This window comes from [Pseudomonas] carboxydohydrogena (assembly GCF_029030725.1).
Classification (GTDB): Bacteria; Pseudomonadota; Alphaproteobacteria; order Rhizobiales; family Xanthobacteraceae; genus Afipia; species Afipia carboxydohydrogena.
On the sequence record NZ_CP113162.1, the window covers coordinates 1,467,955 to 1,494,403 of the forward strand.

Sequence of the window (26,449 nt, forward strand, 5' to 3'; positions counted from 1 at the left end):
TCCGGCCCGGATTGACGACAGAGGGTGTCGGCGAGACATCAGGAGAGACGGTCGGACAGGCGGCAGAATTCTGTAGCCGACCCGGCAGAAGGGCGTCAGCGCTCTTCGTACGTTGCGGATCTCGTGTCCGCAGTTCACCGGAACTTCCGGTTGAATCTCAATCCTGACGTGTTCACCGACGCCCTCGTTTCTTTATCGGGCCGGTTTCTCGACCGGCTTCCGACGTTGGCCTTGAGCCAGCCTGTTCCAGATAGATCGATCGTCCCCGGAACCATTGCCGCGTGTGATTGCCCGCATCGGGCCTGTTTGGCCGATGGTTACCGGCTTCCCAAACGTCAGCCTGAATCCTCTCTGAACGATTTGCGAAGCGCTTGAAGAATCGAAGATTTCCGCCGCGTCCCGAATCGTGCGCGGCCGCCCGTTGAGATTCGATTCATCTCGATACTTAAACCACCCTTCAAATTTTAGCGGTCAGATCACCCTCACAAGCCGGTCAACCGGCGAGGGGATGTGAAAGACGGATTTGGACAGGAGCCGCGGTCGGCCAGATGCCGCCCGGCCCGTGATGAAGGAGGGTGCAATGTTTCAGATGGCCATCGACCAGACCGGTGCTTTCCCGGTTGAAGCAAGTGCGAACGGCGATGTGCTGTTCGATCTTGGGCTGATGTTCTCGACGGGCCGTGACGGCATCGTCGATCTCGTCGCCGCGCACAAATGGTTCAATCTGGCGGCGCTCAAGGGGCGGGTGGATGCGATCCAGTTGCGCCGCGAACTGGCCGAGCAGATGTCGGCGGAAGACATCGCGCTGGCCCAGCGCGAGGCTCGTGCATGGATGACGGCGCACTAACCATCGCTGTTTGCGGTTTGGCTCCGAGGTTCCATGGAGAAGCCTCGGTTCCGCGTGGGCGTCTCGTTCGCCGGCCCGCGTCGCGTGCGACCGCCTTTTGGCGCGGCTGTCTCTTTTTGCAGGTTGGCTTCGGCGCTCGTATTCGGCGCTAGCGACGGTGTCTGCCGATAATGGGATGATGTCTTGCACCTCGCGCAAGAACATGCCCATCGATAGCCGCATTCGATTGCTTGATAGAAAAAATGGCGCATTCTGGTGGCGGACGGTTGGATCTCCTGCACAGTCCAGCTTCTGCTTGACAATCAAGGCGCTTCCCAAGCATTGCAGAACCCAATACCAACGCATTTTGTGTGCATTCGTGCACAGGCATAGGCATTCAAGGGAGAGCGCTCGGCGAGATGAGTGTTCGATGTGAGAGCGCTCGGAGGCGTTTGGGTTCCTGGTCTGCCCGGTCTTCAAAGCCGGTGAGACCGGGGAGCCCGGTCTTGCAGGTTTGTTTCCTGTCCGCCTTCGCCACTTGCCACAACCTCGCCGCCGCCGGGGTCATCGACGACCCGTGCAACACGCGATGACGACGCACGTCGTCGCCACGGCCGGTCATGTCGATCACGGCAAGAGCACCCTGGTTCGCGCGCTGACCGGGATGGAGCCGGATCGCTGGGAGGAGGAGCGCCGGCGAGGGCTCACCATCGATCTCGGGTTTGCCTGGACGACCTTGCCCTCCGGCCGCGAGGTCGCCTTCGTGGACGTGCCCGGCCACGGGAAATACATCCGCAACGCGCTGGCAGGTTTGGGAACGGTGCCGGTGGTGTGCTTCGTGGTGGCCGCCGACGAAGGCTGGTCGGCGCAATCCAGCGATCATCGCGATGCCATCGCGGCGCTTGGCATCAGCCACGGAATGATCGTGGTGACCAAGGCCGATCGCGCGCCGGATCTCGTGGCGGCGACCATCGAGCGTGCCCGCAGCGAGTTCGCGCACACCGGCCTGCGCGACGCGCCAGCGGTCGCCGTATCGGCCATGGAAGGCACCGGGCTGGACAGGTTCAGGCAGGTCCTCGACGACGTGCTCGCCAAGGCGCCAGCGCCTGACGCAAACGGCCGTCTCCGGATGTGGATCGACCGTTCGTTCAGTGTCTCGGGCGCGGGCACGGTGGTGACAGGTACCCTTGTCGCCGGCACGCTGACCAAGGGCGACAGGCTCGTGGTGGCCGGCGAGGGACGGGAGCCGCGCGAGGTTGTCGTCCGTGCACTGGAATCGCGGGATGCGTCTGCCGACGCTCTCCATCCCATGAATCGCGCCGCGGTCAACCTGCGCGGTGTGTCCGCGGGGGACGTCCGTCGCGGTCAGGCGCTGATCGCGCCGGATGCCTGGCTCATGTCCACGGTCGTCGATGTACGCCGGATCGGAGGTGCCGCGCTCGACGAGGTGCCTGCGCAACTCACCGTGCATGTCGGAACGGCGACGGTGCCCGCCCAACTGCGCGGCTTCGATGCCGGGCATGCGCGGATCACCCTCGACTGGCCTCTGCCGCTGATCGTGGGTGACCGGTTGCTGCTGCGCGATCCGGCGCGCCATCTCGTACTCGGCGGTGTCGGTGTGCTGGACCCGGACCCGCCACAGCTGCTGCGCCGCGGAGACAGCGCAAGGCGCAAGGCGGTGCTGGCCGCCATGCCGCCCGGCGGCGACGTGCTGGCCAAGGTGGCGGGGCAGGGTGCCGTGAAGGTCGATGACCTGCGCCGGATCGGTCTGGTCGATTCCGATGTCGCGCCGCCATCCGGGGTTCGTGAACTTGGCGGCTGGTGGGTGCACGTTCCCGCGTATGACGCGTGGCGGCAGCGGCTGCGGACCCTCGTGGAGGAGGATGCCCGGCGGGATCAGCTCACGCCCGGCGTCTCGCAGGGGGCCGTGCGCGACGCCCTTGGCGCACCTGCCGCGCATTTCGTCGATCGTCTTGTCGCGGACGCGGGTCTTGAACAGCACAGCGGTTACGTCCGGCTGCCACGGGTCCACACCGACCTTGGACGCGCCGAGGCCGGAGTGGCCGCGCTCGAGGCGCGGTTGCTCGCCAATCCCTTCCTCGCGCCGTTGGCGGGGGATCTGACGGCCCTCGGCCTGGGAGTGCGCGAACTGGCCGCGGCCGAGCGCGCCCGGCGCGTGTTCCGTCTTCAGGGAGGCGTGGTGTTGCTGCCGACCGCGCCGGAGCTTGCGGTAGAGGCGCTGGCGCGACTGCCGCAACCCTTCACCACCAGTCAGGCACGGCAGGCCCTTGGTACTAGCCGCAGGGTGGCGATTCCGTTGTTGGAGTATCTTGACGGACGCGGCATGACGCGCCGGATCGACGACGAACATCGCGAGGTGGTGCGGTGAAGGGGCGGACCCGTTCGCTCCTCGAAACGCAAATGCCCGGCGTGAAGCCGGGCATGACGCGAGAGTAATCCCGTTTAAGGCGAAAGCGTTCTAGCCGCTGCCGTCTTCCTTGCGGCTCTGGACGTGCGCGAAGCCGAACCTGCCCTTGATGCACAGATTGCCGTGGCCGATGTCGTGATCGTGGGGCCCGGTGACCTTGACGATCTTGTTGTCCTGGACATGCAGATTCACGTTACAGCCGACGCCGCAGTAGGTGCAGATCGTGGTGGTCTGGGTCTGCTTCGACTCGTCCCAGGTGTTTGCGGCGCGCATGTCGTATTCGGATTTGAACGACAATGCTCCCGTCGGGCAGACCTCGACGCAGTTGCCGCAGAAGACGCAGGCGGACTCCGGCAGCTCGACCGCGAACTCGGTGGAAATCTGGGCGTCGAACCCGCGCCCGGCGATCTGGATTGCGAAGGTGTTCTGCCACTGGGTCCCGCAGGCATCCACGCATTTGTAGCAAAGGATGCACTTGTCGTATTCGCGCACGTAAAGGTCGTTGTCGATCTTGTCCGGCTGGGCCATCGAGGCCGCGACGCTGCCGTTCCCCAGGTGGTGCTCGCCCGGTTCATGGACGTCGCGCCGGAGGCTCTTGCCGGACTTCGGGCCGTAACGCTCCGAGTCGACGCTGTAGCGCTCCTTCCACTCGGGGATGTGCGGCGTCGTTGACAGATCGACCGAGGAATCGAGCAGCTCCAGCACGAGGCGGCGGCTGTGTTGCACCCGCTCCGTATCGGTCTTGACCACCATGCCGGGCGCAACCTTGCGCGAGCAGGACGGCACGAGGACGCGAGAGCCTTCGAGCTCGACCATGCAGACGCGGCAGGCATTCTTCGGCGTAAGGGTGTCGCCGTAGCAGAGCGTCGGCGTATCCTTCCCCGCGGCGTTGCAGGCGGTCAGGATGGTGCTCCCCTCCGGGACGCTCACCTCCTGGCCGTCGACCGTGATCGTGATCTGCCGGACGGGGGTATCCGTAGCACCCATATAGTGCACGTTCATCTGCTCTTGCTCTCCTCAAGTACACCGAGGCGGTCGATCGCCGACTCGACGGCGTTCCAGGCAGCCTGTCCGAGGCCGCAGATCGAGGCGTCCTTCATCACCTGGCCGACATCGCGCAGGATGTGAATATCGCGCCCCTTGGCCCCGGCATCGCGCCCGTTGTGCATGAGGCGTAGCAAGGCTTCCTCCTGGCGCACGGTGCCAACACGGCAGGGGACGCACTGGCCGCAGGATTCGTCGCGGAAGAAGCTCGCGATGCGCAGCAGGATGCCGGACAGATCGACGGTGTCGTCAAACGCCATGATCACGCCCGAGCCCAGCGTCGCCTTGGCGGCGCGGACGCCTTCGAAGGTCAGCGGAATATCGAGTTCGTCGGCGCGCACGAACACACCCGCAGCGCCGCCGAGCAAGACCGCCTGTAGCTTTCGGCCCTGCGGGACTCCGCCGGCCAGCTTGAGAACATCCCCAAGCGTCGCGCCGAACGGCACCTCGTAGACGCCTGGGCGCACGAGGTTGCCCGACACGCAGAACAGTTTGGGGCCGGTGGAGCCCTCGGTTCCGATCTTGGCGTATTCCGCGCCGCCGATCTGCATGATCAGCGGCACGTTGCACAGGGTCTCGACGTTGTTGACCACCGTCGGCTTGCTGAAGAGTCCGGCCTCGAACGGGAAGGGCGGCTTGGAGCGCGGCTCGCCGCGATAGCCTTCGATCGAGTTGAAGATCGCGGTTTCCTCGCCGCAGATATAGGCGCCGGCGCCGCGCCGGATTTCGATCTCGTAGTTAAAGCCCTTGCCGAGGATGTTCTCGCCCAGGAAACCGCGTTCGCGGGCCTTTTCGATGGCGTTGTGCAGCATCCGGTGGGCGCGCGGATACTCGCCGCGCAGATAGATGTAGCCGCGCGAAGCGCCGAAGGCGTAACCGGCGATGGTCATCGACTCGATCAGCGCGAAGGGGTCGCCCTCGAGGATCGCGCGATCCTTGAACGTACCGGGCTCGCTCTCGTCGGCGTTGCAGACGAGATAGCGGGGCGTCGCGGCCTGCTTGGCGGTGCTCTCCCACTTGATGCCGGCCGGGAATGCCGCGCCGCCACGGCCCATCAGCCGGGAGTCCTTGACCTCGCTGATGACCTTTCCGGGCTCCATTTCGAACGCCCGCCGCAATCCGGCATAACCGTCGGTCGCGAGATAGTCGTCGATGCTTTCCGGATCGACCTTGCCGACGCGCTTGAGCAGCATCAGCCCTTCCTGGCCCGCCTGCGGCACCGCCATGATCGGGGGCGCCTCGGCAGCGAGTGCTTCGGGACCATCATTCAGCGCCAGAGCGATTTCCTCGACAGTGGTGGGCCCGATCAGATGCTCATGGGGCGGATCGCCGGCCTCCACCGCCATCGCGGCAGGGGCGCGCTCGCATACGCCGAGGCAGGGGCTGTGCTTCCAGCCGTTCATGGCCCCGGCCGGTCCCAGCCGCTTTTCGAGATCGGCGCAAACTTCCTTGGAGCCGCGCGCCATGCAGGCGATGTCGGTGCAGACATGCACGATGCGCTTCGGCCGCGGATTGGTGGAGAACAGCGCATAGAACGTCGCGACGCTGTAGACGTCGGCCGCCGACATGCTGAGCCGTTTTCCGATGTGATTCAGCGCACCAGGGCTGATCCAGCCCACGCGGTCGTTCACCGCGTGCAGCGCCTCCATGACGAGATGCCGCCGGGACCGTGCCGCATGGCCCGTGTGCGCCCGACGGAGATCCCGCTCGTCACGTTCGCCTCCATGCCAGCCACCCTCGGCCGGTCCAAGCAGCCGATCAACCGCCTCCCGTTCCTCTGCGAACGGTTCGGCGTCAGAGAACTTCAGGTCCACAGCTCATCCTTCCTAGTTTACGGTCGCGAGCTCTTTGTCCTGGCTCTCGTGTCCAATCTTGGCAGCAAGTTCATCTTCTTCGGGCAGAGGTTCGTTGGTCTTCTCCACCTTCACCGCCGTCGCCTTGAACTCGGCGGTTTTGGCGATCGGGTCGTTCGCCTCGATGGTGAGCGCGTTGGTGTCCATCTCATCGGGGAAGTTGCAGGCCATGAACAGAAGTCCGGGACGGAGTCCCGGGTCACGGCGTGCGGCGGCCAGCACGGTGCCGCGGCGCGAAGACACCCGGACCGTTTCGCCGTCATTGATGCCGAGCCGAGCCATATCCTCCGGAGAGATATCGACGCAGGCACCGACGCGAATCGGCGAGTTGAAACCGCCGGACTGAACGCCGGTGTTGTAGTCGGTCAGCCGCCGTCCGGTCGTCAGGCGCAACGGGAATTCGTCGTTGAGCTTGTCCACCGGCAGCTTGTGCTCGATGATTCCGAACGGCGCCAGACGTCCGCGCTTTTCGGGGTCCTTTTCCCAAAGCCGGCCGTGCAGGAACGGCGATTCAGGTCCGTTCTCGTCAGGGAAGGGCCACTGGACGCCGCCGCGTTCCTCAAGCACCCGGTAGGACATGCCATGGTGTGCCGGAGACAGTGCGCGCAGTTCGTCCCAGACCTGCTCCGCGGTCTGGATCGGCCAGTCATGTCCCAGACGCTTCGCAACGAGGCGAAGGATCTCGACGTCGTCCTTGGCATTTCCGGGCGGCTCCAGCGCCTTGCGCACGAGCTGAACCCGTCGTTCGCTGTTGGTGAAGGTGCCGTCGCTCTCGCACCACGCCGCAGCGCAGGGAAGCACCACGTCCGCGAACGAAGCGGTCTTGGTGAGGAAAATGTCCTGCACCACCAGATGGTCCAGATTCTGTAGCCGGCGGGCTACCGCCGTGGTGTCGGCGTCGGACTGCACCGGGTTCTCGCCCACGATGTAAACGCTGGTGAGGTGACCCTCGTCCATCGCCTCCATCATCTCGGAGAGCGTCCAGCCGCCTTTCGGAGGCAGCGTAACGCCCCACATGCGCTCGAACTTCGCCCGATGCTCGGGATTCTCGACGCTCTGGAAGCCCGGCAGGTTCTTGGGGATCGCCCCCATGTCGCCGCCGCCCTGAACGTTGTTCTGGCCGCGCACCGGAACCAGACCCGCGCCCCATCGGCCGACCTGGCCAGTGAGGAGGGCGAGGTTGCACAGGGCCCGCACGTTATCGGTGCCGTTGTGATGCTCGGTGATGCCGAGCGTCCAGCACAGCTGCGCGCGCTTCGCCTTGGCATAGTCATGCGCGAGCTCACGGATCAATTCCGCGGGCACGCCCGTCTCACGTGAGGTGACCTCCAGGGTCCATGGCTCGCATGCGGCGATATAATCTTCGAATCCGCTGGTCGCGTTCTTGACGAACTCCTCGTTGACCAGTCCGGCATGAATGATTTCGCGGCCGACACCATAGGCCAGCGCGACGTCGGTGCCGACGTCCAGACCGAGCCATGAGTCAGCCCACTCGGCCGTCTTGGAACGGCGCGGGTCAACCGCATAGACCTTGGCGCCCTTGTGGATCGCCTTCAGGACGTGATGGAAGAAAATAGGGTGCGCTTCCCGGGCATTGGAGCCCCAGAAGATAACAAGATCCGCATCTTCCATCTCGCGATAGGAAGAAGTACCACCGCCCGCTCCGAGTACCGTCACCAGACCGGCGACGCTAGGAGCGTGTCAAGTTCTGTTACAGGAGTCGATGTTGTTGGTGCCCATCACCGCCCGGGTGAACTTCTGGGCGATGTAGTTCAGCTCGTTGGTCGAGCGGGAGCAGGCGAACATGCCGAACGAGTTGTCGCCATGGAGCTCGCGGTTGCGGCGGAAACCCTCGGCCGCGCGATCAAGCGCCTCATCCCAGGAGGCCGGTCGCAGGACACCGTTATCACGCACCAGCGGCTCGGTCAGTCGCGTGTAGTTCTGCTTGCCTTGTCTGCCCATAATGGCCTCCAGAGTATTGGATTTCCTCTAATATACCACTGTCCATGAATGATGGTATATGAAGGTGTATTCACATGACTTGTTTGATCGATTTATTCGATCGCAAATCACGATCGTGGGGGCGGGAAGCAGGCTTCATAAAGCGGATGGGGAGGGGGACGACCGGGAATGCCGGGGTCGCCTTAAAGTCGCTGGGGGCGATGGGTCCAGCAGGAAGCCCCGTGCATGGATGACTGCCGCGTTAAAGCTCTCGGATCATATCCCGGGCGGCAGGGCTGTGACCGTAAAGGAGGCTGGCCGCTCGCCCCGCTGCGCACGTTCGTGCATGGTCACATAGGCGGCCTCGAGATGCCGGGTGAAGCGCGCGGTGTCGAACAATGGCGCCGTGAAGCGGTTCCTCGCGAGCTTGTCCTTGGTGGCGGCGAGTAAAGCAGGATCGCGCGCCAGTCTGAGCGCCAGCGTCTCGTAATCTTCCAGCGATGTGGTGATGAGCTCCGGCATCCCGATGGCGTGGAGCAGGGAAGAAGCTACGCGGCTAGCGAAGCTGGTGCCCTGACAGGTGATGACCGGCACACCGCAACGTAATGCATCGCTCGCGGTGGAATGACCGTTCCAATAGTTGTTGTCGAGGAACAGGTCGGCCAGCTGCGTGCGCGCGAGATAAGTTGCGTAATCTGCGAGCGGCGCGAAAACGAGGCGGTCAGGAGATATTCCGCGCGCGACAGCTTCCTTGATGAGGTTTGCCTTTGCGGTGGCGTTGCCTTCGAACAGCCAAAGGACGCTACCCTCGACCTGGCCGAGCAGGCGCATCCAGATGTCGAACACCTCGGGCGTGATCTTGAAGGTGTTGTTGAAGCAGCAGAACACGAGGCCGCTCGCGGGCAGGCCGACATCCTCGCGTGACGGAGACGCCGCGACTTGCAGGTCGCCGTCGTTGGGCTGGTAGGTGTCGGGAAGACGGGCGACTTTCTCCAGATAGAACGGTTCATGCTCCGCCGGAATGACTGTTGGATCGGCAAGGATGTAATCCATGAACGGCGCGCCGGTACTGCCGGGGAAGCCAAGCCACGTGACTTGAATCGGAGCGGGTTTGAACGCCATGGCATTCAAGCCGGAGTGAGCTGTATGGCCTGCCAGATCGATCAGGATATCGATTTCTTTATCACGAATGTATTGCGCGGATTCCCGGCCACCCATCGGATTGATGTCGGCGAAATGTATTTGCAAAAGTCGCGGAGAAGGGCGGTAGAGGCTGCGTCAATCCGCGAGTTTTGAAGAGCGGAATTGAGTGGCGGAGACGATGGGATTCGAACCCATGATACCCTTTTCAAGGTATGCTCATTTAGCAAACGAGTGCCTTCAGCCGCTCGGCCACGTCTCCACGCGCCCGATATGCCTGACGATGCCGTGGCCTGCAAGTCGGGATCGGCAGGCAGCGATCAAGGCCGGCTGCCCTTACATTATTATGCACGGCAAAGACAGGGATAAGGGCTCACGGCGAATCCTGGAGCAGGGCTTGGCAGCGGATTCACTACAAAAATGGCCTCATGGAATCGCATTGTTTGATTCGTGATTTTCGCCGCCGAGGCTGTGGGCCGGGGAGGTGATGCGAAAATGCAACGCAGCACTCCAGGATCGTCAATATTACGGATACCATTTATATTTCAGTAGCTTGTGCGTTTATTTCACAAAACAGTGAGTGTTTTTTGTGCAACAGTTATTTGGAAACGGTCCAAAGACGGCCCGGATGTGGCGGGTCTTTGTTGCGTGTGTGTAGGCGTTGAGTAATTCTGCCTATGCGACGGAGGGGGGCATCCCGAGGTCGTCCCGTTTGGAAGTTTCGCTTAAGTCGCTCGCGTTTGTGCGGGAGTGTCCGAAAGCGCGAGGCGACCAGGCGGTCACGGGGATCAAGGGGACCAAACCACAGGTGTGACTTACACCGGCGGGCCGGAACCTTCCCTACACATCATATTGGAGGTTTTATGAGCAAGATTAAGAGCCTTGTCCTCGGATCGGCAGCGGCAATCGTTGCGATCGGTGGCGCTCAGGCGGCTGATCTTCCCGTCAAGGCCAAAGCGGTCGAGTACGTGAAGGTTTGTTCCCTGTACGGCGCTGGTTTCTACTACATCCCGGGCACCGACACCTGTATCCGCATCGGCGGCTACCTGCGTGCGGAAGTCACCGTCGGCGGTAACGCATCGGACAACACCTTCCAGAACGGCGATTCCGCCCTGGGCCTCCGTACTGGTAACCAGTATCAGACCCGCGGCCGCATCATGGTGAACATCGACACCCGCACCGCGACCGAATACGGCGTTGTCCGTACCTTCGGTGCGTTCGGTCCGCAGTTCACTTCCGCGACTTCTAACACGCCGGGTGCTCCTGATACCCAGGGTAACGGCGGCATGCGCGTCGAAGCTGCGTTCGTTCAGTTCGCTGGCTTCACCTTCGGTCGTTCGGCTTCGGCTTACGCCCTTCCGTGGAACGGCGCTCCGGGCAACATCAACTCCGGCCTCATGGGCGGCCCGAACTACGACGCTGGCGTGAACAACATCCAGTACACCTGGCAGTTCGGCAATGGCATTTCGGCCAGCGTCGGTGTTGACGGTCAGGAACAGGCTAACCGCACTGGCCTCGCTCTCGGTGCGTTTACCCTTGCCACTGGCGCTTACACCAACGCCTACGTTGCTCCGAACTCCGTTGACGTGGTCGGCAACATCCGCCTCGATCAGGCTTGGGGTCTGCTGCAGTTCTCGGCCGCGGCTCACCAGGTCGATGCCAGCTACTATATCCCGGCCACCGCGACATCGGGTCATCCGGGCGACAAGTGGGGCTTCGCTGTGACCGGTGCGTTGCAGCTCAAGAACCTGCCGACCGGCCCCGGCGACGACATCAAGATCAGCGGTACCTACACCGAAGGCGCGCTGCGCTACGTGCTCGGTCAGTCCGGTGCGACCCCGCTGAACTTCAACATGGTCGATGGCAGCTCCATCGTGGCTCTGCCGGTTGCCGATGGCGTTTACAGCGCTACTCCTGGCAGCGCTATCCAGCTGACCAAGGCCTATGGCCTCAACGGCGCGTTCAACCACAACTGGAACCGTAACTGGTCGTCCAGCATCTTCGGTTCGTACACGCATGTTGATTACAACGGTACTGCGTCCTTCACCCTCTGCGGTGCTGGCTGCAACCCGGACTTCAACGTCAGCCAGTTGGGCCTGAGCACGACCTGGAAGCCGGTGAAGGACCTCGCCTTCATTGCTGAAGGCAGCTGGATCCACATCGACCAGAACATGACTGGTGCTGCTATTGTGAGCGCTGGCCGCACCTTCACCTACGGTGACGTGGACCGCTTCTCGGGTATCTTCCGCGTTCAGCGCAACTTCTGATCGTCTCACCTTCGGGTGAAACCATCGAACGAACCCCGGCAGGCAACTGCCGGGGTTTTGTTTTTAGGGGCTCTGTGTGGGGTAAGATCGCTTGCGCGTGGCCTTCGGCAAGTCGCCCCACACAGGCGGGGACGACATCGGATATGTCGCCTAGAATCCGCCCGCCCCATCGCACTTTCGGCAGAATGCCTTGATCCGCTCGATCGTCGGCGCATCCGCCAGCAACGGGGCGTGGCCTTGCAGCGGCACATCGCACGTTTCCATATCCGGCCGCCGTCGCTTCATTTCAGCGACGCACGCGCGCGAGAGCAGATCCGACAGCTCGCCACGGATCGACAAGAGCGGCACCTGCACCATCTGGTCGAACAATTCCCATAGCGGCGTGGGCGGCGTTTCAGGGGAAATGCCATCGAACGTCTGCGCCAGCGCGGGATCGTAGGTGCGGATCAGCTTCCCATTCGCATCCTGCCGGAACGCCCGCTGCGCCCAGGCCATCCAGTCGTTGTCGGTGAGGGCAGGGAAGACGCTGCCGAACAGCCGTTGCAGTCCGTGCGCGGCTTCGCCCCACGTCTGCGGCGTGACGAGCGGAGCGAGGTAGCCCTTGATCTTCATCAGCCCCTTGATGTCCAGTTCGGGGCCGATGTCGTTGAGGATGATGCCTGCGACAAGCTCCGGGCGCGTGGCTGCGATCACGATCGAGATCAACCCGCCGCGCGAGGTGCCGAGCCAGATCGCACGGGAGATTCCAGACGCTCCCGCCAGCGCCAGCACGTCCGTGGTTTCCATCGGCACGGTGTAATTGGCGGGATTGGGGTCGAAATCGGACCCGCCACGGCCGCGATAATCCACCGCGACCACCCGCCGCGGGGTTTGCGGATCGCCCGCCAGCGCCTGCGCGATGACATCGAAATCCTGCGCCGTTCGCGTCAGGCCGGGCAGACAGAGAACGGGCAGGACGGCGGCATCGAGGGGACCGATACCGCGCGCGTGCAACCGCAAGCCATCTGCGGAGGTGGCGAAGGTATCGTGGAAGGGAAGCATATGTCGATCTTTCAACCCTCTCCCAAAAGGGAGAGGGTGAATAGGTTGCATGCTTTTCTCTGTCATTGCGAGGAGCATTTGCGACGAAGCAATCCAGTGCGAGCACTTTTCAGACTGGATTGCTTCGCTTCGCTCGCAATGACGAACCTGCTGTCGATTCTCGCATCCTCAACCCCACAGGAGAGGTGAGGTGGCGTCCTCATTTGCGTTACTGCCCCGCGCCACGGCGCAGGTCGGCCTCGATCATCAATTGATGGCTGCCGCCGAAGCGGGCGCGATAGACCTGCAAATTTTCCATCACGCGCTGGACGTAATTGCGTGTCTCCGAGAACGGGATCAGTTCGACCCAATCCACCGCGTCCACGTTCGAGTCGCGCGGGTCGCCGTAGCGCTCGATCCATTTTCGCACGCTGCCGCGCCCGGCATTGTAGCCCGCGAAGGTCATGATGTAGGAGCCGCGATAGTCGTCGATCAGGCCGCCAAGTTCCGCCGAACCAAGCGTGGCGTTGTAGGAGGGATCGCCTTTCAGCCGGGCGAGGTCATAGGTGCCGCCATATTTCCTGGTGACGTATTTGGCGGCGTCCGGCGTCACCTGCATCAGGCCGTAGGCGTTGGCGGGGGACACGATCGAAGGGTTGAAGGCGCTTTCCTGCCGGGCGATGGCGAACACGATGGCCTTCTCCACCGCCGGTCCCATGTTGTGATAGGCGGGAATGCCGTTGACCGGATAGGCGTAGTGATCGAACGGCAGGCCGCGATTGAGCGCGGCTTTTCCGGCCACCAGCATGCCGCGCGGATCGTTGTTGCGCTCCGCCGCCTCGCAAAGTGCTGCCAGCGCGTCGCGGTCGGCGTTCTCTCCCATGTCGGCCATGATCGGAATGATGTAGTCTTCTTCTTCCAGCGCATAGAGGATCTCGACCGCGCGTACGATTTCCAGCCGCTCCGCGCCCCGTGGCGTGGCGGGCTTGCCGCTCAGGCCCAACTGCGGAAGGTGAAGTTTCGCCCGCGCCAACTGGCCGTAATAGCTTGTCGAATGGCTGGCGGCGGCCTGATAGGCGGCGTGCGCCTCCTGTTGGCGGCCGGCGGCTTCCGCCGCGCGGCCCTGCCAGTATCCGGCCCGCGCCTTCGCGGTGGGGTTCGTGGTGTTGAGCCCGATGTGGGCGAAATGCTGGGCGGCGGTGGCGGGATCGTTGAGGAAGCGCAGCGCGATCCAGCCCGCGGTGAATTCCCGTTCCGTCTTGTAGATGCCGCGCTCGGGCACCGCCGCGTCGCGTGCGACACGATAGGCGGTGCGCTTCTCGCCGATATCGATGAGCTTGCGCGCCAGGAGCCGCCGTTCGATCCACCATTCGTTGGTGTTGATGATGCGCGACGGTTCGCGCGGGGCGTCCAGCATCAGCCGTGCGGCGTCCATGATCTTGTCTTCGCGCCGCAGGTACTGGATCCGGCTTAGGATATAGAGCGGGTCGCCGTGCAGGTTCGCGGGCACGGCCGCGAGCAGGGCCTTTGCATTGGACGCCTTGCGATTGAGGCCAATCCGCGCCTTGACCAGCGCGACATAGCCGCCGCCGAGATGCTTGGCGGCGCGCATCGCGCCATCGGCGTCGCTGCCATAGGCCAGCGTGTCCATGCGCCGCTTGAAATCGCCGCCGCTCAGGAAAGCCGAGAATTGCGAAAGCGCTGCCTCCTCGACGGCGGAGGAGAACGAATCCTCATGCCATGCCTCGCGCACCAGCCGCTCGGCGCGCGCGCGGTCGCCACGATCGAGCAGCGCCCGCGCCAGCGCGAAGCGGCCCTTGGCCGTGATCGGCTGGTCGTTGCCGAAGAACGACAGCACGGTGTTGTCGTCGCGGCGGTCGTCCCATAGGGCTGCTTCGCCGCGCTTGCGGAAGAAGGTCTGGCTCGGCCAGCTCGGATTTTCGGTGATGAAGGCGAGGTAGCGGTCGGAGGATGCGCCGTTATCCTCGCTGCGCAGGATGATCCATTCCGACAGCTTGCGCGCCAGCGGATCGCTGATCGAGGCTTGTAGTTGCGTGGCATCTGACTGGCGCTTGGCGCGGACGAGTTCGATGATCTGCTCGAGCGCCTGCAAATCGGCCTTCGATGTCGTCGCGGTGGAGGCAACGGCCAGCGGCGCGCGGGATTTTTTCGGCGTCAGCGCCTGCGGCGGCGGTGCGGTTTGTACTGGCGGCTTTGCGGCCAGCGGCGTGGGTTGCGCCCCGGAGAGCTTCGGCGCGGCCGGAAGCTGCGACAGCGATTTGGCGGTCTTGGGGATCACGCTGCGCGGCACGGGGCGCGGCTTCGGCAAGGGCACCGCGAGAAGGGCGGCAGGCGCAAGTGCTGCGAGGATCAGCGCGCCACTCGCGAGGGCTGTGATTTTCAAGAGAGCAGAAGCCACGGCCGTCCTTCGCTGCGAATCACATCGTCGCCGTCAGCGACAGGTCTAATCTATTGGATTCAGGCACCAAACAGGAATTTGATCGGAACTGTCACCATGCCCTGGAAGGGCGGCAAATTCGGGGCTTGCGGAGCACAATTGCCCGTAAAGTCAGATGAAATCGACGCCGCGCTCTTTCATCGCAGCGCGGGAGCCGGTATTTAATCAAACCCGTCCGCGACATTGCGGCGTATCGGCTCAGTGAGCCGGATGAGAGTGATTGTTGGAGAAAGACGATGACGGCCATGGCTCAGTTTCGCGGTTCCTTCACAGCCCTGGTCACCCCTTTCAAAAACGGCGGAGGCCTGGATGAAGGCGCGCTTCGCAACCTCGTGAGCTGGCAGATCGCCGAAGGTTCGAACGGCATGGTTCCCGTCGGCACCACGGGCGAAAGCCCGACCCTGACGCATGACGAGCATAACAAGGTCGTCGAATGGTGCGTGAAGGAAGCGAACGGCCGCGTGCCGGTGATCGCCGGCGCGGGCTCGAACTCGACCACGGAAGCGGTCGCCCTCGCAAGGCACGCCGAGAAGGCCGGCGCCGACGCCGTGCTGGTGGTGACGCCCTATTACAACAAGCCCACGCAGGAGGGGATGTATCACCACTTCAAGGCGGTGAACGATGCGGTCGGGATTCCGATTCTCATCTACAACATTCCGCCGCGCTCGGTGGTCGATATGTCGGTCGAGACGATGACGCGGCTGTTCGAGTTGAAGAACATCGCGGGCGTGAAGGATGCGACCGCCAATCTCGCGCGCGTCTCGCAGCAGCGCCACGCGATGGGGCCCGACTTCATCCAGATGTCGGGCGAGGACATGACCGCGCTCGCCTACATGGCCGCGGGCGGCCATGGCTGCATTTCCGTCACCGCCAACATCGCGCCCAAGCCGTGTGCCGAACTGATGTCGGCCGTTCTTAAGGGCGATTACGCAGGCGCCCTGAAAATTCAGGACAGGCTGGTGCCGTTGCACGACGCCATCTTCAAGGAGCCGGGCGTGGCGGGGGCCAAGCACGGTCTCAAGCTGCTGGGCCGGCTGGAGGAGGAGGTTCGTCCGCCGCTGATGCCGGTGACGCCGCTCGTCGGCAGGGCCATCCGCGATGCGATGGTTCATGCCGGGGTGCTGAATTAGGACGTTTTAGAGAACACCGTTCGCTGCTTTGGTTGAAAAGGAGAGGGTTCGATGCTCAAGGAATTCCGTGACTTCGCCATGAAGGGCAATGTCGTCGACCTGGCGGTCGGCGTCATCATCGGTGCTGCATTCGGCGCCATCGTCTCCTCTCTGGTCGGCGATATCATCATGCCGGTGATCGGCGCGATCACGGGCGGCCTCGACTTCTCGAACTACTTCACCGGCATGTCGAAAGCCGTGACCGCGACCAATCTCGTGGACGCCAAGAAGCAGGGCGCGGTGCTCGCTTGGGGCAGCTTCCTGACCGTGACGCTGAACTTCCTGATCGTTGCCTTCGTGCTGTTCGTGGTGATTCGTTTCATCAACAAGTTCAAGCGGCAGGAGGAGAAGCCCGCGGAGCCGCCGACACCGACCAAAGATCAGGTACTTCTCACCGAGATCCGTGACCTGTTGAAGGCGAAGTGACGCCTGTGACCAGAAATCGCTGCGATGGCTGAGAAAAAGGAGCGCCCGATCAAGGTCGTTGCGGAAAACCGCAAGGCGCGATTCAACTATTCCATCGAGGACACCATCGAGGCCGGTGTGATGCTCACCGGCACCGAGGTGAAGTCCGCGCGCAACGGCAAGAGCACCATCGCGGAGTCCTACGCGGACTCGAAGGGCGGCGAGATCTGGCTCGTCAACGCCAACATCCCCGAATATTTGCAGGCCAACCGCTTCAATCACGAGCCGCGCCGTCCGCGTAAACTGCTGCTGCACAAGCGGCAGATCAACAGGCTGATCGGCGCGATCGAGCGCGAGGGCATGACGCTCATTCCGCTGAAGATGTATTTCAACGAGCAGGGCAGGCTGAAGCTCGAACTGGCGCTCGCCAAGGGCAAGAAGCTGCACGACAAGCGCGAGACGGAAAAGAAGCGGGACTGGTCGCGCGAAAAGAGCCGGTTGCTGCGGGCGAGAGGATGACGATGAACCAGCCAAACCTGATGGGTGTCGATTGGAGTGCGATTCCCGCTCCGCAAGACGATGGCGCGGCCGCTCACCTCACCGGCCAGAGGTTTCCCGATGTGGCGCTGACGGGCACGAACGACGAGAGCGTTGTGCTGTCGCGAGAGCCCGGCCGGATCGTTGTGTTCGCCTATCCGCGCACCGGCGAGCCAGGCAAGATCGGCCTCACCGAGGATTGGGACATGATCCCCGGTGCGCGCGGCTGCACGCCGCAGACCTGTTCGTTCCGCGATCTCGCCGGCGAGTTGAAGGCGGCAGGGGCGGGGCGCGTGTTCGGTCTGTCCACCCAGAGCCCGGATTATCAGCGCGAGATGGTGACGCGGCTGCACGTGCCGTTTCCGGTTCTGTCCGATGCCGGGCTCGAACTGACCAAGGCATTGAAGCTACCGACGATGGAAGTTGCGGGGCAGACGCTGCTGAAGCGCCTTGCACTGGTCGCGGATGCGGGCGTCATCACCCACGTTTTCTACCCGGTGTTTCCGCCGGACCGTAACGCCGCCGACGTCCTGGCGTGGCTCAAGGCCAATCCGGCCTAATCTTTCAAATAGTCCCGTACGCTCGCGAACACCGAGTGAAACATCTTCGGCGTCAGCACGCCGGTGTTGGTGTTGTAACGCGAGCAGTGATAGCTGCTGAAGATGCGAATTCTGTCGTGCTGAAATTCGCCGCCATGCTTGAAAGGTGCCGCGCGCAAGGGCAGGCCGAGCGCCTTCAGCGTCGAGTCGTGCGAGATGCGCCCGAGCGTGACGATGGCGCGCAGGCGCGGCATTTCCCCGATGGTGGGGACAAGGAAGCGGCGGCAGGTATTGATCTCGGCGGGCGTCGGCTTGTTCTGCGGCGGCACGCAATGCACGGCGTTGCCGATCCGGCAGTTCACCAGTTTCAGGCCGTCGTCCGGGCGCGCCTCGTAATGCCCTGAGGCAAAGCCGTAATCGAGCAGGGTCTGGTACAAAAGGTCGCCGGCATAGTCTCCGGTGAAGGGCCGCCCGGTGCGGTTGGCGCCTTGCAGGCCGGGCGCAAGGCCGACGATTAAAAGCGCGGCATTGACCCCGCCGAATTGCGGCACGGGCGCGTTGAACCAGTCGGGGTGCGCGGTGCGATTGTCCTCGCGGAAGGACGCCAGCCGGGGACAGAGAGGGCAGTCGCGGTCGGGGTGGGATGTCGGGGAAGCGGAGTGGCCCGAGACCGTACGGGGGCTCGGGCCGGATTTGGCTTTAGTCGTCGTACTCTTCTTCATTGGCCCGCGATGCGATCGTGCCTGTGCTCCGTTGCAGGAATTGCGGCGTGTGCTGGCGCTCCCGGGGCTCGCGCGACGGTGCGCGCTCGCCCGGATCGCGGCCGAGCTTGGACTGGAGCTGAACCAGATCAGTAAAGACATCCGCCTGACGGCGCAACTCGTCCGCGATCATCGGCGGCTGGCTGGAGATGGTGGAGACCACGGTGACACGCACGCCGCGCCGCTGCACCGCCTCGACCAGCGAGCGAAAATCGCCATCGCCGGAGAACAGCACCATATGGTCGATGTGCTCGGCAAGCTCCATGGCATCGACGGCAAGCTCGATGTCCATGTTGCCTTTCACCTTGCGGCGGCCGCTCGGATCGATGAATTCCTTCGTCGCCTTGGTGACGACGGTGTAGCCGTTGTAGTCGAGCCAGTCGATCAGCGGACGAATCGAGGAGTATTCCTGATCCTCGATAATGGCGGTGTAGTAGAATGCGCGAACCAGCGTGCCCCGGTTCTGGAATTCAAGCAGCAGGCGTTTGTAGTCGATATCAAAGCCGAGAGTTTTGGCGGTTGCGTAGAGATTGGCCCCATCTATGAAAAGCGCGATTTTATGAGAAGGCGATGTCATCAAAAGATTTCTCGTCCGTTTGTTATGAGGTTATTGGCGCGTTGATCTCGCGCAGGTGCTTCATGACGATATAGTGGTGAGGCAATGAAGCAAAACCTTGGCCGCCCAGCGTAAAACCGGCCGATAACTACCCTGGGTAGATAAAGCGTTCCGATAAGCTGAACAGAACGTCAATGCGGTCTGGTTCCCACCGCAAAAAGCCTGCAAATCCGGGGAAAATTGGCGGTTGCGATCCTCGCGTATTCCTTGTATTTACTTCGGCACCGCAACAAACTTTTCAACCTGTTTTACGGAGCGGCTTTATGGCGCGCGTTACCGTCGAGGATTGCATCGACAAGGTCGATAACCGCTTTGATCTCGTGCTGCTCGCCGCGCATCGCGCGCGCATGATCTCGTCCGGTTCGCCGATCACGGTCGATCGCGACAACGACAAGAATCCGGTGGTGTCGCTGCGCGAAATCGCGGATCAGACCATTGCCCCGGAAGATCTCAAGGAAGAACTCGTGCACTCGCTGCAAAAGTTCGTCGAAGTGGACGAGCCGGAGCCGGACACGATCCCGCTGATCGGCTCTGCCGGCGCGAGCGTCGATGCCGACGACACCGAGGTCGCCGTCGAGCGCATGACCGAGGAAGAATTGCTCAAGGGTCTGGAAGGGCTTGCCCCGCCGGAGGAGCAGCCCGAGGAAGACGAATAAGCCTGACTTCGGAGCGCCGGAAGGCGGGCCGGACACCACAGGTAGATCACAAGGCCCGGGGACACCCGGGCCTTTTGTTTTTTGGCCTTTTGCTTTTGATCCTGTTCAACATTTCACGATAAGCTTTCTTGCGGTTGGAACCGCGGACGGCGATATTCTCAACTGGGGGATAAGCCCCGAATCCGGAAGGATGATTTGATAATGCCGGCTGGACGCCGCAGCGCAGGTCAGATGCAGGCAAGCGCCACCACGGCTGAGGCCGCGGCTGCGCCCAAGCATCCTGCGCGCGCCCGGCCGAAGATGATGCGGCAGTACGATCTGGTGGACCGGGTCCGGGCCTACAATCCGCACACCGACGAGGATCTGCTCAACCGCGCCTATGTTTACGCCATGAAGGCCCATGGCGAGCAGAAGCGTGCCTCGGGCGATCCGTATTTCTCCCATCCGCTGGAAGTCGCCGCGATCCTGACCGACCTCAAGCTGGATGACGCCACCATCGTCGCCGCGCTGCTGCACGACACCATCGAGGACACCGAATCCACGCGCGCGGAGATCGATCAGAAATTCGGCACCGAGATCGGCGCGCTGGTCGAGGGACTCACCAAGTTGAAGCGGCTCGAACTCGTCTCGCGCGAAGCCAAGCAGGCGGAAAACCTGCGCAAGCTGTTGCTCGCGATCTCGAGCGATGTGCGCGTGCTGCTCGTCAAGCTCGCCGACCGGCTGCACAATATGCGCACGATGGAATTCATGCCGCCGGCCTCGCGCCAGCGCATCGCCGAGGAAACGCTCGACATCTATGCGCCGCTTGCCGCGCGCATGGGCATGCAGGAAATGCGCGAGGAGTTGGAGGACCTGTCCTTCAAGGTGCTCGATCCGGAGGCGCGCGCGGTAGTTTCCCAGCGGCTCGATGCGCTGACCGAACTCAACCGCAACCTGATCGGCGAGATTGAGACGCAATTGTCGGCGAGTCTGGAATCGCACGGCCTCAAGGCGCTGGTGAAGGGGCGGCGCAAGCAGCCGTTCTCGATCTGGGTGAAGATGGAGCGCAAGTCGGTCAATTTCGAGCAATTGTCCGACATCTTCGGATTCCGCATCATTCTGGAGACGCCGGAGGAATGCTACCGGGCGCTCGGCGTGGTGCACACCACATGGCCGGTGGTGCCGGGACGCTTCAAGGATTACATCTCGACGCCCAAGCAGAACGACTATCGCTCGATCCACACCACGGTGATCGGCCCCGGCAATCAGCGCGTCGAATTGCAGATTCGCACCCGCGAAATGGATCAGATCAACGAATACGGCATCGCGGCGCACGCCTTCTACAAGGAGGGCGTCGATTCCCCGACCGAGATGCTGAACCGGGAATCCAATGCCTTCGCCTGGCTGCGCCACACCATCGAGATGCTGGCGGAAAGCGCCAACCCGGAAGAATTCCTCGAACACACCAAGATGGAGCTGTTCCACGATCAGGTGTTCTGCTTTACGCCGAAGGGAAAGCTGATCGCGCTGCCGCGCCACGCCAACGTGATCGACTTCGCCTATGCGGTGCATACCGACGTCGGCAACAGCGCGGTGGGCTGCAAGATCAACGGCCAGTTCTCGCCGTTGTCGTCGGAACTGCACAATGGCGACGAGGTCGTTGTGCTGACCTCGCGCGCGCAACTGGCGCCGCCTTCGGCGTGGGAGGCGCTGGCTGTCACCGGCAAGGCGAAGGCCGCGATCCGCCGCGCCACCCGCGCGGCCGTGCGCGATCAATATGCGGGGCTTGGGCGGCGCATCGTCGAGCGCCTGTTCATGCGGGCGAAGATCGTCTACGCCGACGACAAGCTCAAGGGCGCGTTGCCGCGTCTCGCGCGCACCTCGATCGAGGACGTGATGGCTGCGGTCGGGCGCGGCGAAATGAAGGCCGCCGATGTCGCCCGTGCGATGTATCCCGACTACAAGGAAGAAGCGCGCCTCAGCGGCATCAAGGGCGCGGCGGCGAAGGGCAAGACGCCGGATGCCACCACGAGCAGTACGGCAATTCCGATCCACGGCATCAATTCCGACCTGCCGATCAAGTTTGCGCCGAACGGCGGTGCGGTGCCGGGCGATCGCATCGTCGGCATCGTCACGCCGGGCGAGGGTATCACGATCTATCCGATCCAGGCGCCTGCCTTGAAGGATTTCGAGGAGGAGCCGGAACGGTGGGTCGATGTGCGCTGGGATATCGACGAAGCCGTACCACGGCGGTTTCCGGCGCGGCTGCATGTGCAGAATGTCAACGAGCCGGGCAGTCTCGCGCAGGTCGCTGGCGTGATCGCCGAACATGACGGCAATATCGACAATATCGGCATGAGCCGCCGCTCGCCCGATTTCACCGATCTCATCATCGATCTGGAGGTCTACGACCTCAAGCATCTGAACGGGATCATCAACCAGTTGCGCGCGAAAGCCGTGGTCGCGAGCGTCGAACGGGTCAACGGCTAATTTTCGGAAAACCGCGATGCCAGTTTTGCCGATCCGCCTTGGGATCAACGTCGATCACGTCGCCACGCTGCGCAATGCGCGCGGTGGGCTGTTGCCCGATCCTGTCCGCGCGGCGCTGCTGGCGATCGAGGCGGGAGCGGATGGCATTACCGCGCATCTGCGCGAGGATCGCCGCCACATCCGCGATACTGATATGGCGCGGCTGAAGCGCGAGATTTCAAAGCCTCTGAATTTCGAGATGGCGGTGACCGACGAGATGGTCGGCATCGCGCTTGCGACCAAACCGCATGCGGTGTGCCTCGTGCCGGAACGACGGATGGAGTTGACCACCGAGGGCGGGCTCGATGTCGTGGGGCAGCAGGCGACGCTTGCGCCGGCCATTGAAAAATTCAACGAGGCGGGCATCCGCGCATCGCTGTTCATCTCGCCGGACCCGGCGCAGATCGAAATGGCGGCGCGGCTGAAGGCGCCGGTGATCGAAATTCACACCGGCACCTGGTGCGATGCATTGACGGATCGCAACCCCAAGGCGGATGCAGAGTGGCTGCGCGTCGTCGAGGGCGCGAAGCTCGCGCATTCGCTCGGCCTCGAAGTCCATGCAGGCCACGGCCTCGATTATGCGACCGCCGAGACGATCGCGGCGCTGCCGCAGATCATGGAGTTGAACATCGGCCACTTCCTGATGGGCGAGGCGCTGTTCGTCGGGCTGGCGCAGGCCATCGGCACCATGCGCGCGGCGATGGCGCGGGGGCGTACGAAAGCGGGGCAGGCATGATTCTCGGAATCGGCTCCGACACCATCGATATCCGCCGGGTCGAACAGGTGATGGAGCGCCATGGCGCGCGGTTCATCGACCGCATCTTCACCGAGGCCGAGCAGGCCAAGGCGGCGCGGCGGGCGAAAGCCCCGCGCGCGTTCGTCGCGACCTATGCCAAGCGCTTCGCGGCCAAGGAAGCCTGCGCCAAGGCGCTGGGCACCGGTATCCGGGAAGGGGTGTGGTGGCGGGATATGGGGGTGGTGAACCTCCCCGGCGGCCGACCGACCCTGCAACTGACAGGGGGGGCGATGATACGGCTCCAGTCGCTGCTTCCCCCCGACCACGAGGCGCGGATCGACCTGACGATTACCGATGACTGGCCTCTGGCTCAGGCCTTTGTCATCATTTCCGCGGTCCCGAAGGCCTAAGCTGAAAAGTGGCCCCGGTCGGATCGCAGACCATTCCTCTGCCTTAATTTCCAAAGAAATATCAATCGTTTGATGGATTGGGACGGCGCCGTTGATTGCGCCAGATGCAGCAACCGTCTAAAACGCGGCGCAGGTGCTTCGGCCGGTGCCGTGCCCGCCTTTTTCAAGGGAATCCACACGACATGAGCACGACATCCGGCACCAAATCCGAAGGCGGGATTGGCGAGGCGATCCGCGTTGTCATTCACGCGCTCATCATCGCGGCGATCATCCGCACCTTCCTGTTCCAGCCGTTCAACATTCCGTCCGGCTCGATGGAGTCGACGTTGCTGGTCGGCGACTATCTGTTCGTCTCGAAATACTCCTACGGCTACAGCCACTACTCGCTGCCGTTTTCGCCGCCGCTGTTTTCCGGCCGTGTTTTCGGTTCCGCGCCCGCGCGCGGCGATGTCGTCGTGTTCCGCTTTCCGCGCGAGGATAATATCGATTACATCAAGCGCGTGATCGGCCTGCCGGGCGACCACATCCAGATGAAAGAAGGGCTGCTCTATATCAACGACGTGCCGGTGAAGCGGGAGCGCGTCGCCGATTTCGTCGGGGAGGACCCGTGCGGCTCGGGAGACGCGACCGCGCGCGTCAAGCAGTGGCAGGAGACGCTGCCGAACGGTGTCACCTACAAGACCCTCGATTGCGTCGATAACGGCTATTACGACAACACCGCCGTCTATGTCGTGCCGGAAGGCCATTACTTCATGATGGGCGACAACCGCGACAATTCGAGCGACAGCCGCGTGGCGTCGGGCGTGGGCTATGTTCCGGAGGAAAATCTGATCGGCCGTGCCCAGATTATTTTCTTCTCCGTCGATAGGGGCGAGCAGGCGTGGCAGTTCTGGCGCTGGCCGGTCAGTGTGCGCTGGAGCCGCCTGTTCTCGGTCATCAGATGATCGGCGACGTCTTGAGCGCAGCGCCAGTGCAGGAGGACGATTCTCCCGACGCGAAGCCTGCGGCGGCGAAGGCGTCCGAACGCAAGGCCGCGGCGGACGCGCCCGCGGCTGAAGGCAAGCCGAAGAAGCCGCGCCGGCCGAGCGCGAAGGAACTGGTGCGCGAGATCGAACAGCGCATCGGGCATACGTTCAAGAATCCGGCGCTGCTGAAAACCGCGCTCACGCATGTGTCGGCGCTGAAATCCTCGCAGAGCCGCACCGACAGCTACCAGCGGCTGGAATTTCTCGGCGACCACGTGCTCGGGCTGATCGTCTCGGACATGCTTTACGGCGCGTTCCCGAAGGCGGACGAGGGCGAGATGTCGAAACGCCTCGCCGATCTGGTGCGCAAGGAAGCCTGCGTCGATGTCGCGAAGTCGCTCGGGCTGCATGAGAACATCAAGCTCGGCACGGTCGGCGCTGGCGTTGGCGCGCGGCTTCGCAACAGCATTGTCGGCGACATCTGCGAGGCGGTGATCGGCGCGATCTTCCTCGATGGCGGCTATGACGCCGCCGAGCAGTTCGTGCTCCGCAACTGGACCGAGCGCATGCGCCGTCCTGTGCGGCCGCTGCGCGATCCGAAAACCGTGTTGCAGGAATGGGCGCAGGGCAAGGGATTGCCGACGCCGGTCTACCGCGAGGTGGAGCGCACCGGGCCGCATCACGATCCGCGTTTCCGCGTGGCGGTCGATCTGCCGGGTCTCGACTCGGCGGAGGGTGTCGGCTCAAGCAAGCGCGCGGCGGAGAAGGCGGCCGCATCGGAACTGTTGAGCCGCGAAGGCGTGTCCGGCGGCAAGGATGCCTGAATTGCCGGACCAGAATTCCTCGACCCGATGCGGCTTCGTTGCATTGATCGGCGCGCCCAACGTCGGCAAGTCCACGCTCGTCAACGCGCTGGTCGGCTCGAAAGTCACCATCGTCTCGCGCAAGGTGCAGACCACGCGCGCCTTGATCCGCGGCATCGTTATCGAGGATCACGCGCAGATCGTGCTGATCGACACACCCGGCATCTTCACGCCGAAGCGGCGGCTCGATCGCGCGATGGTCTCGACCGCATGGAGCGGGGCGCACGACGCCGACATGGTTTGCGTGCTGCTCGATGCGCGCGCCGGGCTGGATGAAGAAGCCGAGGCGATCTTCGACAGGCTCGAAGGCGTCAAGCATCCGAAGTTTCTGGTCATCAATAAAATTGATCTCGTCGCGCGCGAGAAGCTGCTTGCGCTGGCGCAGAAGGCCAACGAACGGATATCGTTTCGTCAGACCTTCATGATCTCCGCGATGTCGGGCGACGGCGTTGACGATCTGCGCCGCGCGCTGGCGGAGGCGATGCCGGAGGGGCCTTATCATTATCCCGAAGACCAGATGTCGGATGCGCCGCTGCGTCATCTCGCCGCGGAAATCACCCGCGAAAAAATCTACCGGAATCTGCATCAGGAATTACCGTACCAATCGACGGTGGAGACCGACAGCTGGAAGGAGCTGAAGGACAAGTCCGTCCGCATCGAGCAGACCATTTTCGTCGAGCGCGACAGCCAGCGGAAAATCGTGCTCGGCAAAAGCGGCGCCACCATCAAGGCGATCGGCGCGGATGCCCGCAAGGAGATCGCCGATATTCTCGGGCAGAAAGTGCACCTGTTTCTGTTCGTGAAGGTCCGCGACAATTGGGGCGACGATCCCGAGCGCTATCGGGAGATGGGACTGGAGTTTCCGAAGGAATGAAAGGCTTTGAGCCTGTCGTACCGGAGAATGTGCGGCGTTTTGAAATTTGTCTTTATGCCTCGCTGCTGCTGGATACGTTGTCGTTTCCCCTGCGTTCGATCCCCGAAGACGTGCCACCGGTCAACGTGGCTGCCTCCGCGATTTTCAGCGCGAGCCTGATCCTGCTGTTCTGCTATCTGGTGTGGCTCGCGGCCCACCATCGCCGCAACTGGGCGCGGCTGGTGCTGATGGCGGCGCTTGGCCTGTCGGTACTCACGCTGGTGAGCGTCTTGCGCAACGAGGGCCTGTCACTGGAAACGGTGATTGATATCGGTTCGGCGGTCCTGACAGCCGTCGGCATCTCGCTGTCGTTTACCGGCGATGCGGAAGGCTGGTTTCTGTCCTGACAGCGTGCTGGCGCTCTGCGGATAATATTCTGGCCTGAGGGGCGATC

22 protein-coding genes, 2 tRNA genes and 1 pseudogene are annotated in these 26,449 nt (G+C 63.1%); 16 read left to right on the forward strand and 9 right to left on the reverse strand.

Annotation, left to right across the window (positions count from 1 at the left end; translation table 11 throughout):
* Positions 1-580 precede the first annotated feature (580 nt).
* From AFIC_RS07275 to selB, 3 genes are all read left to right on the forward strand, one after another.
* Positions 581-847: a hypothetical protein gene (locus tag AFIC_RS07275; protein ID WP_275248457.1), complete on the forward strand. Its 267-nt coding sequence runs from the start codon at positions 581-583 to the stop codon at positions 845-847.
* A 423-nt stretch (positions 848-1,270) separates the two neighbouring features.
* Positions 1,271-1,363: transfer RNA gene (locus tag AFIC_RS07280), tRNA-Sec, on the forward strand.
* Positions 1,364-1,415: 52 nt separating this feature from the next.
* Entirely contained in the window at positions 1,416-3,215 is a 1,800-nt protein-coding gene (gene selB / locus AFIC_RS07285; protein WP_275248458.1) for a selenocysteine-specific translation elongation factor, read from the forward strand.
* 90 nt (positions 3,216-3,305) lie between these two features.
* Here the strand turns inward: selB and AFIC_RS07290 are convergent, their stop codons facing one another.
* The 5 genes and pseudogenes from AFIC_RS07290 to AFIC_RS07310 all read right to left on the reverse strand — a co-directional run bounded on the left by AFIC_RS07290 (position 3,306) and on the right by AFIC_RS07310 (position 9,494).
* A complete protein-coding gene (locus AFIC_RS07290) occupies positions 3,306-4,256 on the reverse strand; it encodes a 2Fe-2S iron-sulfur cluster-binding protein (protein ID WP_275248459.1) in 951 nt (316 codons plus the stop codon).
* Positions 4,253-5,947: an NAD(P)H-dependent oxidoreductase subunit E gene (locus AFIC_RS07295; RefSeq protein WP_420833373.1), complete on the reverse strand. Its 1,695-nt coding sequence runs from the start codon at positions 5,945-5,947 to the stop codon at positions 4,253-4,255. The genes AFIC_RS07290 and AFIC_RS07295 overlap by 4 nt, the downstream gene beginning before the upstream one ends.
* A gap of 177 nt (positions 5,948-6,124) precedes the next feature.
* Positions 6,125-8,187 (reverse strand): annotated as a pseudogene (locus AFIC_RS07300) (molybdopterin oxidoreductase family protein).
* A gap of 181 nt (positions 8,188-8,368) precedes the next feature.
* Positions 8,369-9,310: an O-linked N-acetylglucosamine transferase, SPINDLY family protein gene (locus tag AFIC_RS07305; RefSeq protein WP_275248461.1), complete on the reverse strand. Its 942-nt coding sequence runs from the start codon at positions 9,308-9,310 to the stop codon at positions 8,369-8,371.
* Between the two features lie 92 nt (positions 9,311-9,402).
* Positions 9,403-9,494 (reverse strand) — tRNA-Ser (locus AFIC_RS07310).
* Positions 9,495-10,095: 601 nt separating this feature from the next.
* Here AFIC_RS07310 and AFIC_RS07315 point away from each other — a divergent pair.
* Positions 10,096-11,499, forward strand: a complete 1,404-nt coding sequence (locus tag AFIC_RS07315; RefSeq protein ID WP_275248462.1) for a porin — start codon at positions 10,096-10,098, stop codon at positions 11,497-11,499.
* A gap of 150 nt (positions 11,500-11,649) precedes the next feature.
* On the opposite strand, the gene AFIC_RS07320 is transcribed toward AFIC_RS07315, so the two are convergent.
* The gene (locus AFIC_RS07320; RefSeq protein ID WP_275248463.1) at positions 11,650-12,540 is read right to left on the reverse strand and encodes an alpha/beta fold hydrolase; all 891 of its coding nucleotides are present in this window, start codon (positions 12,538-12,540) and stop codon (positions 11,650-11,652) included.
* A gap of 208 nt (positions 12,541-12,748) precedes the next feature.
* On the reverse strand, positions 12,749-14,938 hold the full coding sequence (locus AFIC_RS07325) for a transglycosylase SLT domain-containing protein (RefSeq protein ID WP_275248464.1): 2,190 nt from the start codon (positions 14,936-14,938) through the stop codon (positions 12,749-12,751).
* 275 nt (positions 14,939-15,213) lie between these two features.
* On the opposite strand from AFIC_RS07325, the gene dapA reads away from it, so the two are divergent.
* From dapA to AFIC_RS07345, 4 genes are read left to right on the forward strand one after another with little or no spacing between them, the layout of a single operon-like run.
* Positions 15,214-16,107, forward strand: coding sequence for a 4-hydroxy-tetrahydrodipicolinate synthase (gene dapA, locus AFIC_RS07330; protein ID WP_275248465.1), 894 nt, complete (start codon positions 15,214-15,216; stop codon positions 16,105-16,107).
* A gap of 51 nt (positions 16,108-16,158) precedes the next feature.
* A complete protein-coding gene (gene mscL / locus AFIC_RS07335; RefSeq protein WP_275248466.1) occupies positions 16,159-16,572 on the forward strand; it encodes a large conductance mechanosensitive channel protein MscL in 414 nt (137 codons plus the stop codon).
* 24 nt (positions 16,573-16,596) lie between these two features.
* Entirely contained in the window at positions 16,597-17,070 is a 474-nt protein-coding gene (gene smpB / locus AFIC_RS07340) for an SsrA-binding protein SmpB (RefSeq protein ID WP_002715540.1), read from the forward strand.
* 2 nt (positions 17,071-17,072) lie between these two features.
* Positions 17,073-17,648, forward strand: a complete 576-nt coding sequence (locus AFIC_RS07345) for a peroxiredoxin (protein ID WP_275248467.1) — start codon at positions 17,073-17,075, stop codon at positions 17,646-17,648.
* Here AFIC_RS07345 and AFIC_RS07350 read toward each other — a convergent pair.
* Positions 17,645-18,349, reverse strand: coding sequence for a uracil-DNA glycosylase (locus tag AFIC_RS07350; RefSeq protein ID WP_275248468.1), 705 nt, complete (start codon positions 18,347-18,349; stop codon positions 17,645-17,647). The genes AFIC_RS07345 and AFIC_RS07350 overlap by 4 nt on opposite strands.
* The gene (locus AFIC_RS07355; RefSeq protein WP_275248469.1) at positions 18,327-18,965 is read right to left on the reverse strand and encodes a LabA-like NYN domain-containing protein; all 639 of its coding nucleotides are present in this window, start codon (positions 18,963-18,965) and stop codon (positions 18,327-18,329) included. The genes AFIC_RS07350 and AFIC_RS07355 overlap by 23 nt, the downstream gene beginning before the upstream one ends.
* A 302-nt stretch (positions 18,966-19,267) precedes the next feature.
* Between AFIC_RS07355 and rpoZ the strand changes: the two genes are divergently transcribed.
* The 8 genes from rpoZ to AFIC_RS07395 all read left to right on the forward strand — a co-directional run bounded on the left by rpoZ (position 19,268) and on the right by AFIC_RS07395 (position 26,402).
* Positions 19,268-19,660 (forward strand): DNA-directed RNA polymerase subunit omega, encoded by a 393-nt coding sequence (gene rpoZ / locus AFIC_RS07360; protein ID WP_002715544.1) that lies wholly within the window; start codon positions 19,268-19,270, stop codon positions 19,658-19,660.
* A 201-nt stretch (positions 19,661-19,861) separates the two neighbouring features.
* Complete coding sequence (locus AFIC_RS07365) at positions 19,862-22,129, forward strand: RelA/SpoT family protein (RefSeq protein ID WP_275248471.1); 2,268 nt, start codon at positions 19,862-19,864, stop codon at positions 22,127-22,129.
* A 16-nt stretch (positions 22,130-22,145) separates the two neighbouring features.
* The gene (locus AFIC_RS07370; RefSeq protein ID WP_275248472.1) at positions 22,146-22,904 is read left to right on the forward strand and encodes a pyridoxine 5'-phosphate synthase; all 759 of its coding nucleotides are present in this window, start codon (positions 22,146-22,148) and stop codon (positions 22,902-22,904) included.
* Entirely contained in the window at positions 22,901-23,314 is a 414-nt protein-coding gene (acpS, locus tag AFIC_RS07375) for a holo-ACP synthase (RefSeq protein ID WP_275248473.1), read from the forward strand. Before AFIC_RS07370 ends, acpS begins: the two co-directional genes overlap by 4 nt.
* 182 nt (positions 23,315-23,496) lie before the next feature.
* A complete protein-coding gene (lepB, locus tag AFIC_RS07380; RefSeq protein WP_275248474.1) occupies positions 23,497-24,258 on the forward strand; it encodes a signal peptidase I in 762 nt (253 codons plus the stop codon).
* The gene (gene rnc, locus AFIC_RS07385; RefSeq protein WP_275248664.1) at positions 24,255-25,103 is read left to right on the forward strand and encodes a ribonuclease III; all 849 of its coding nucleotides are present in this window, start codon (positions 24,255-24,257) and stop codon (positions 25,101-25,103) included. Before lepB ends, rnc begins: the two co-directional genes overlap by 4 nt.
* Positions 25,096-26,016, forward strand: coding sequence for a GTPase Era (gene era / locus AFIC_RS07390; RefSeq protein WP_275248475.1), 921 nt, complete (start codon positions 25,096-25,098; stop codon positions 26,014-26,016). Before rnc ends, era begins: the two co-directional genes overlap by 8 nt.
* Positions 26,013-26,402, forward strand: a complete 390-nt coding sequence (locus AFIC_RS07395) for a hypothetical protein (RefSeq protein ID WP_275248476.1) — start codon at positions 26,013-26,015, stop codon at positions 26,400-26,402. Before era ends, AFIC_RS07395 begins: the two co-directional genes overlap by 4 nt.
* Positions 26,403-26,449 lie beyond the last annotated feature (47 nt).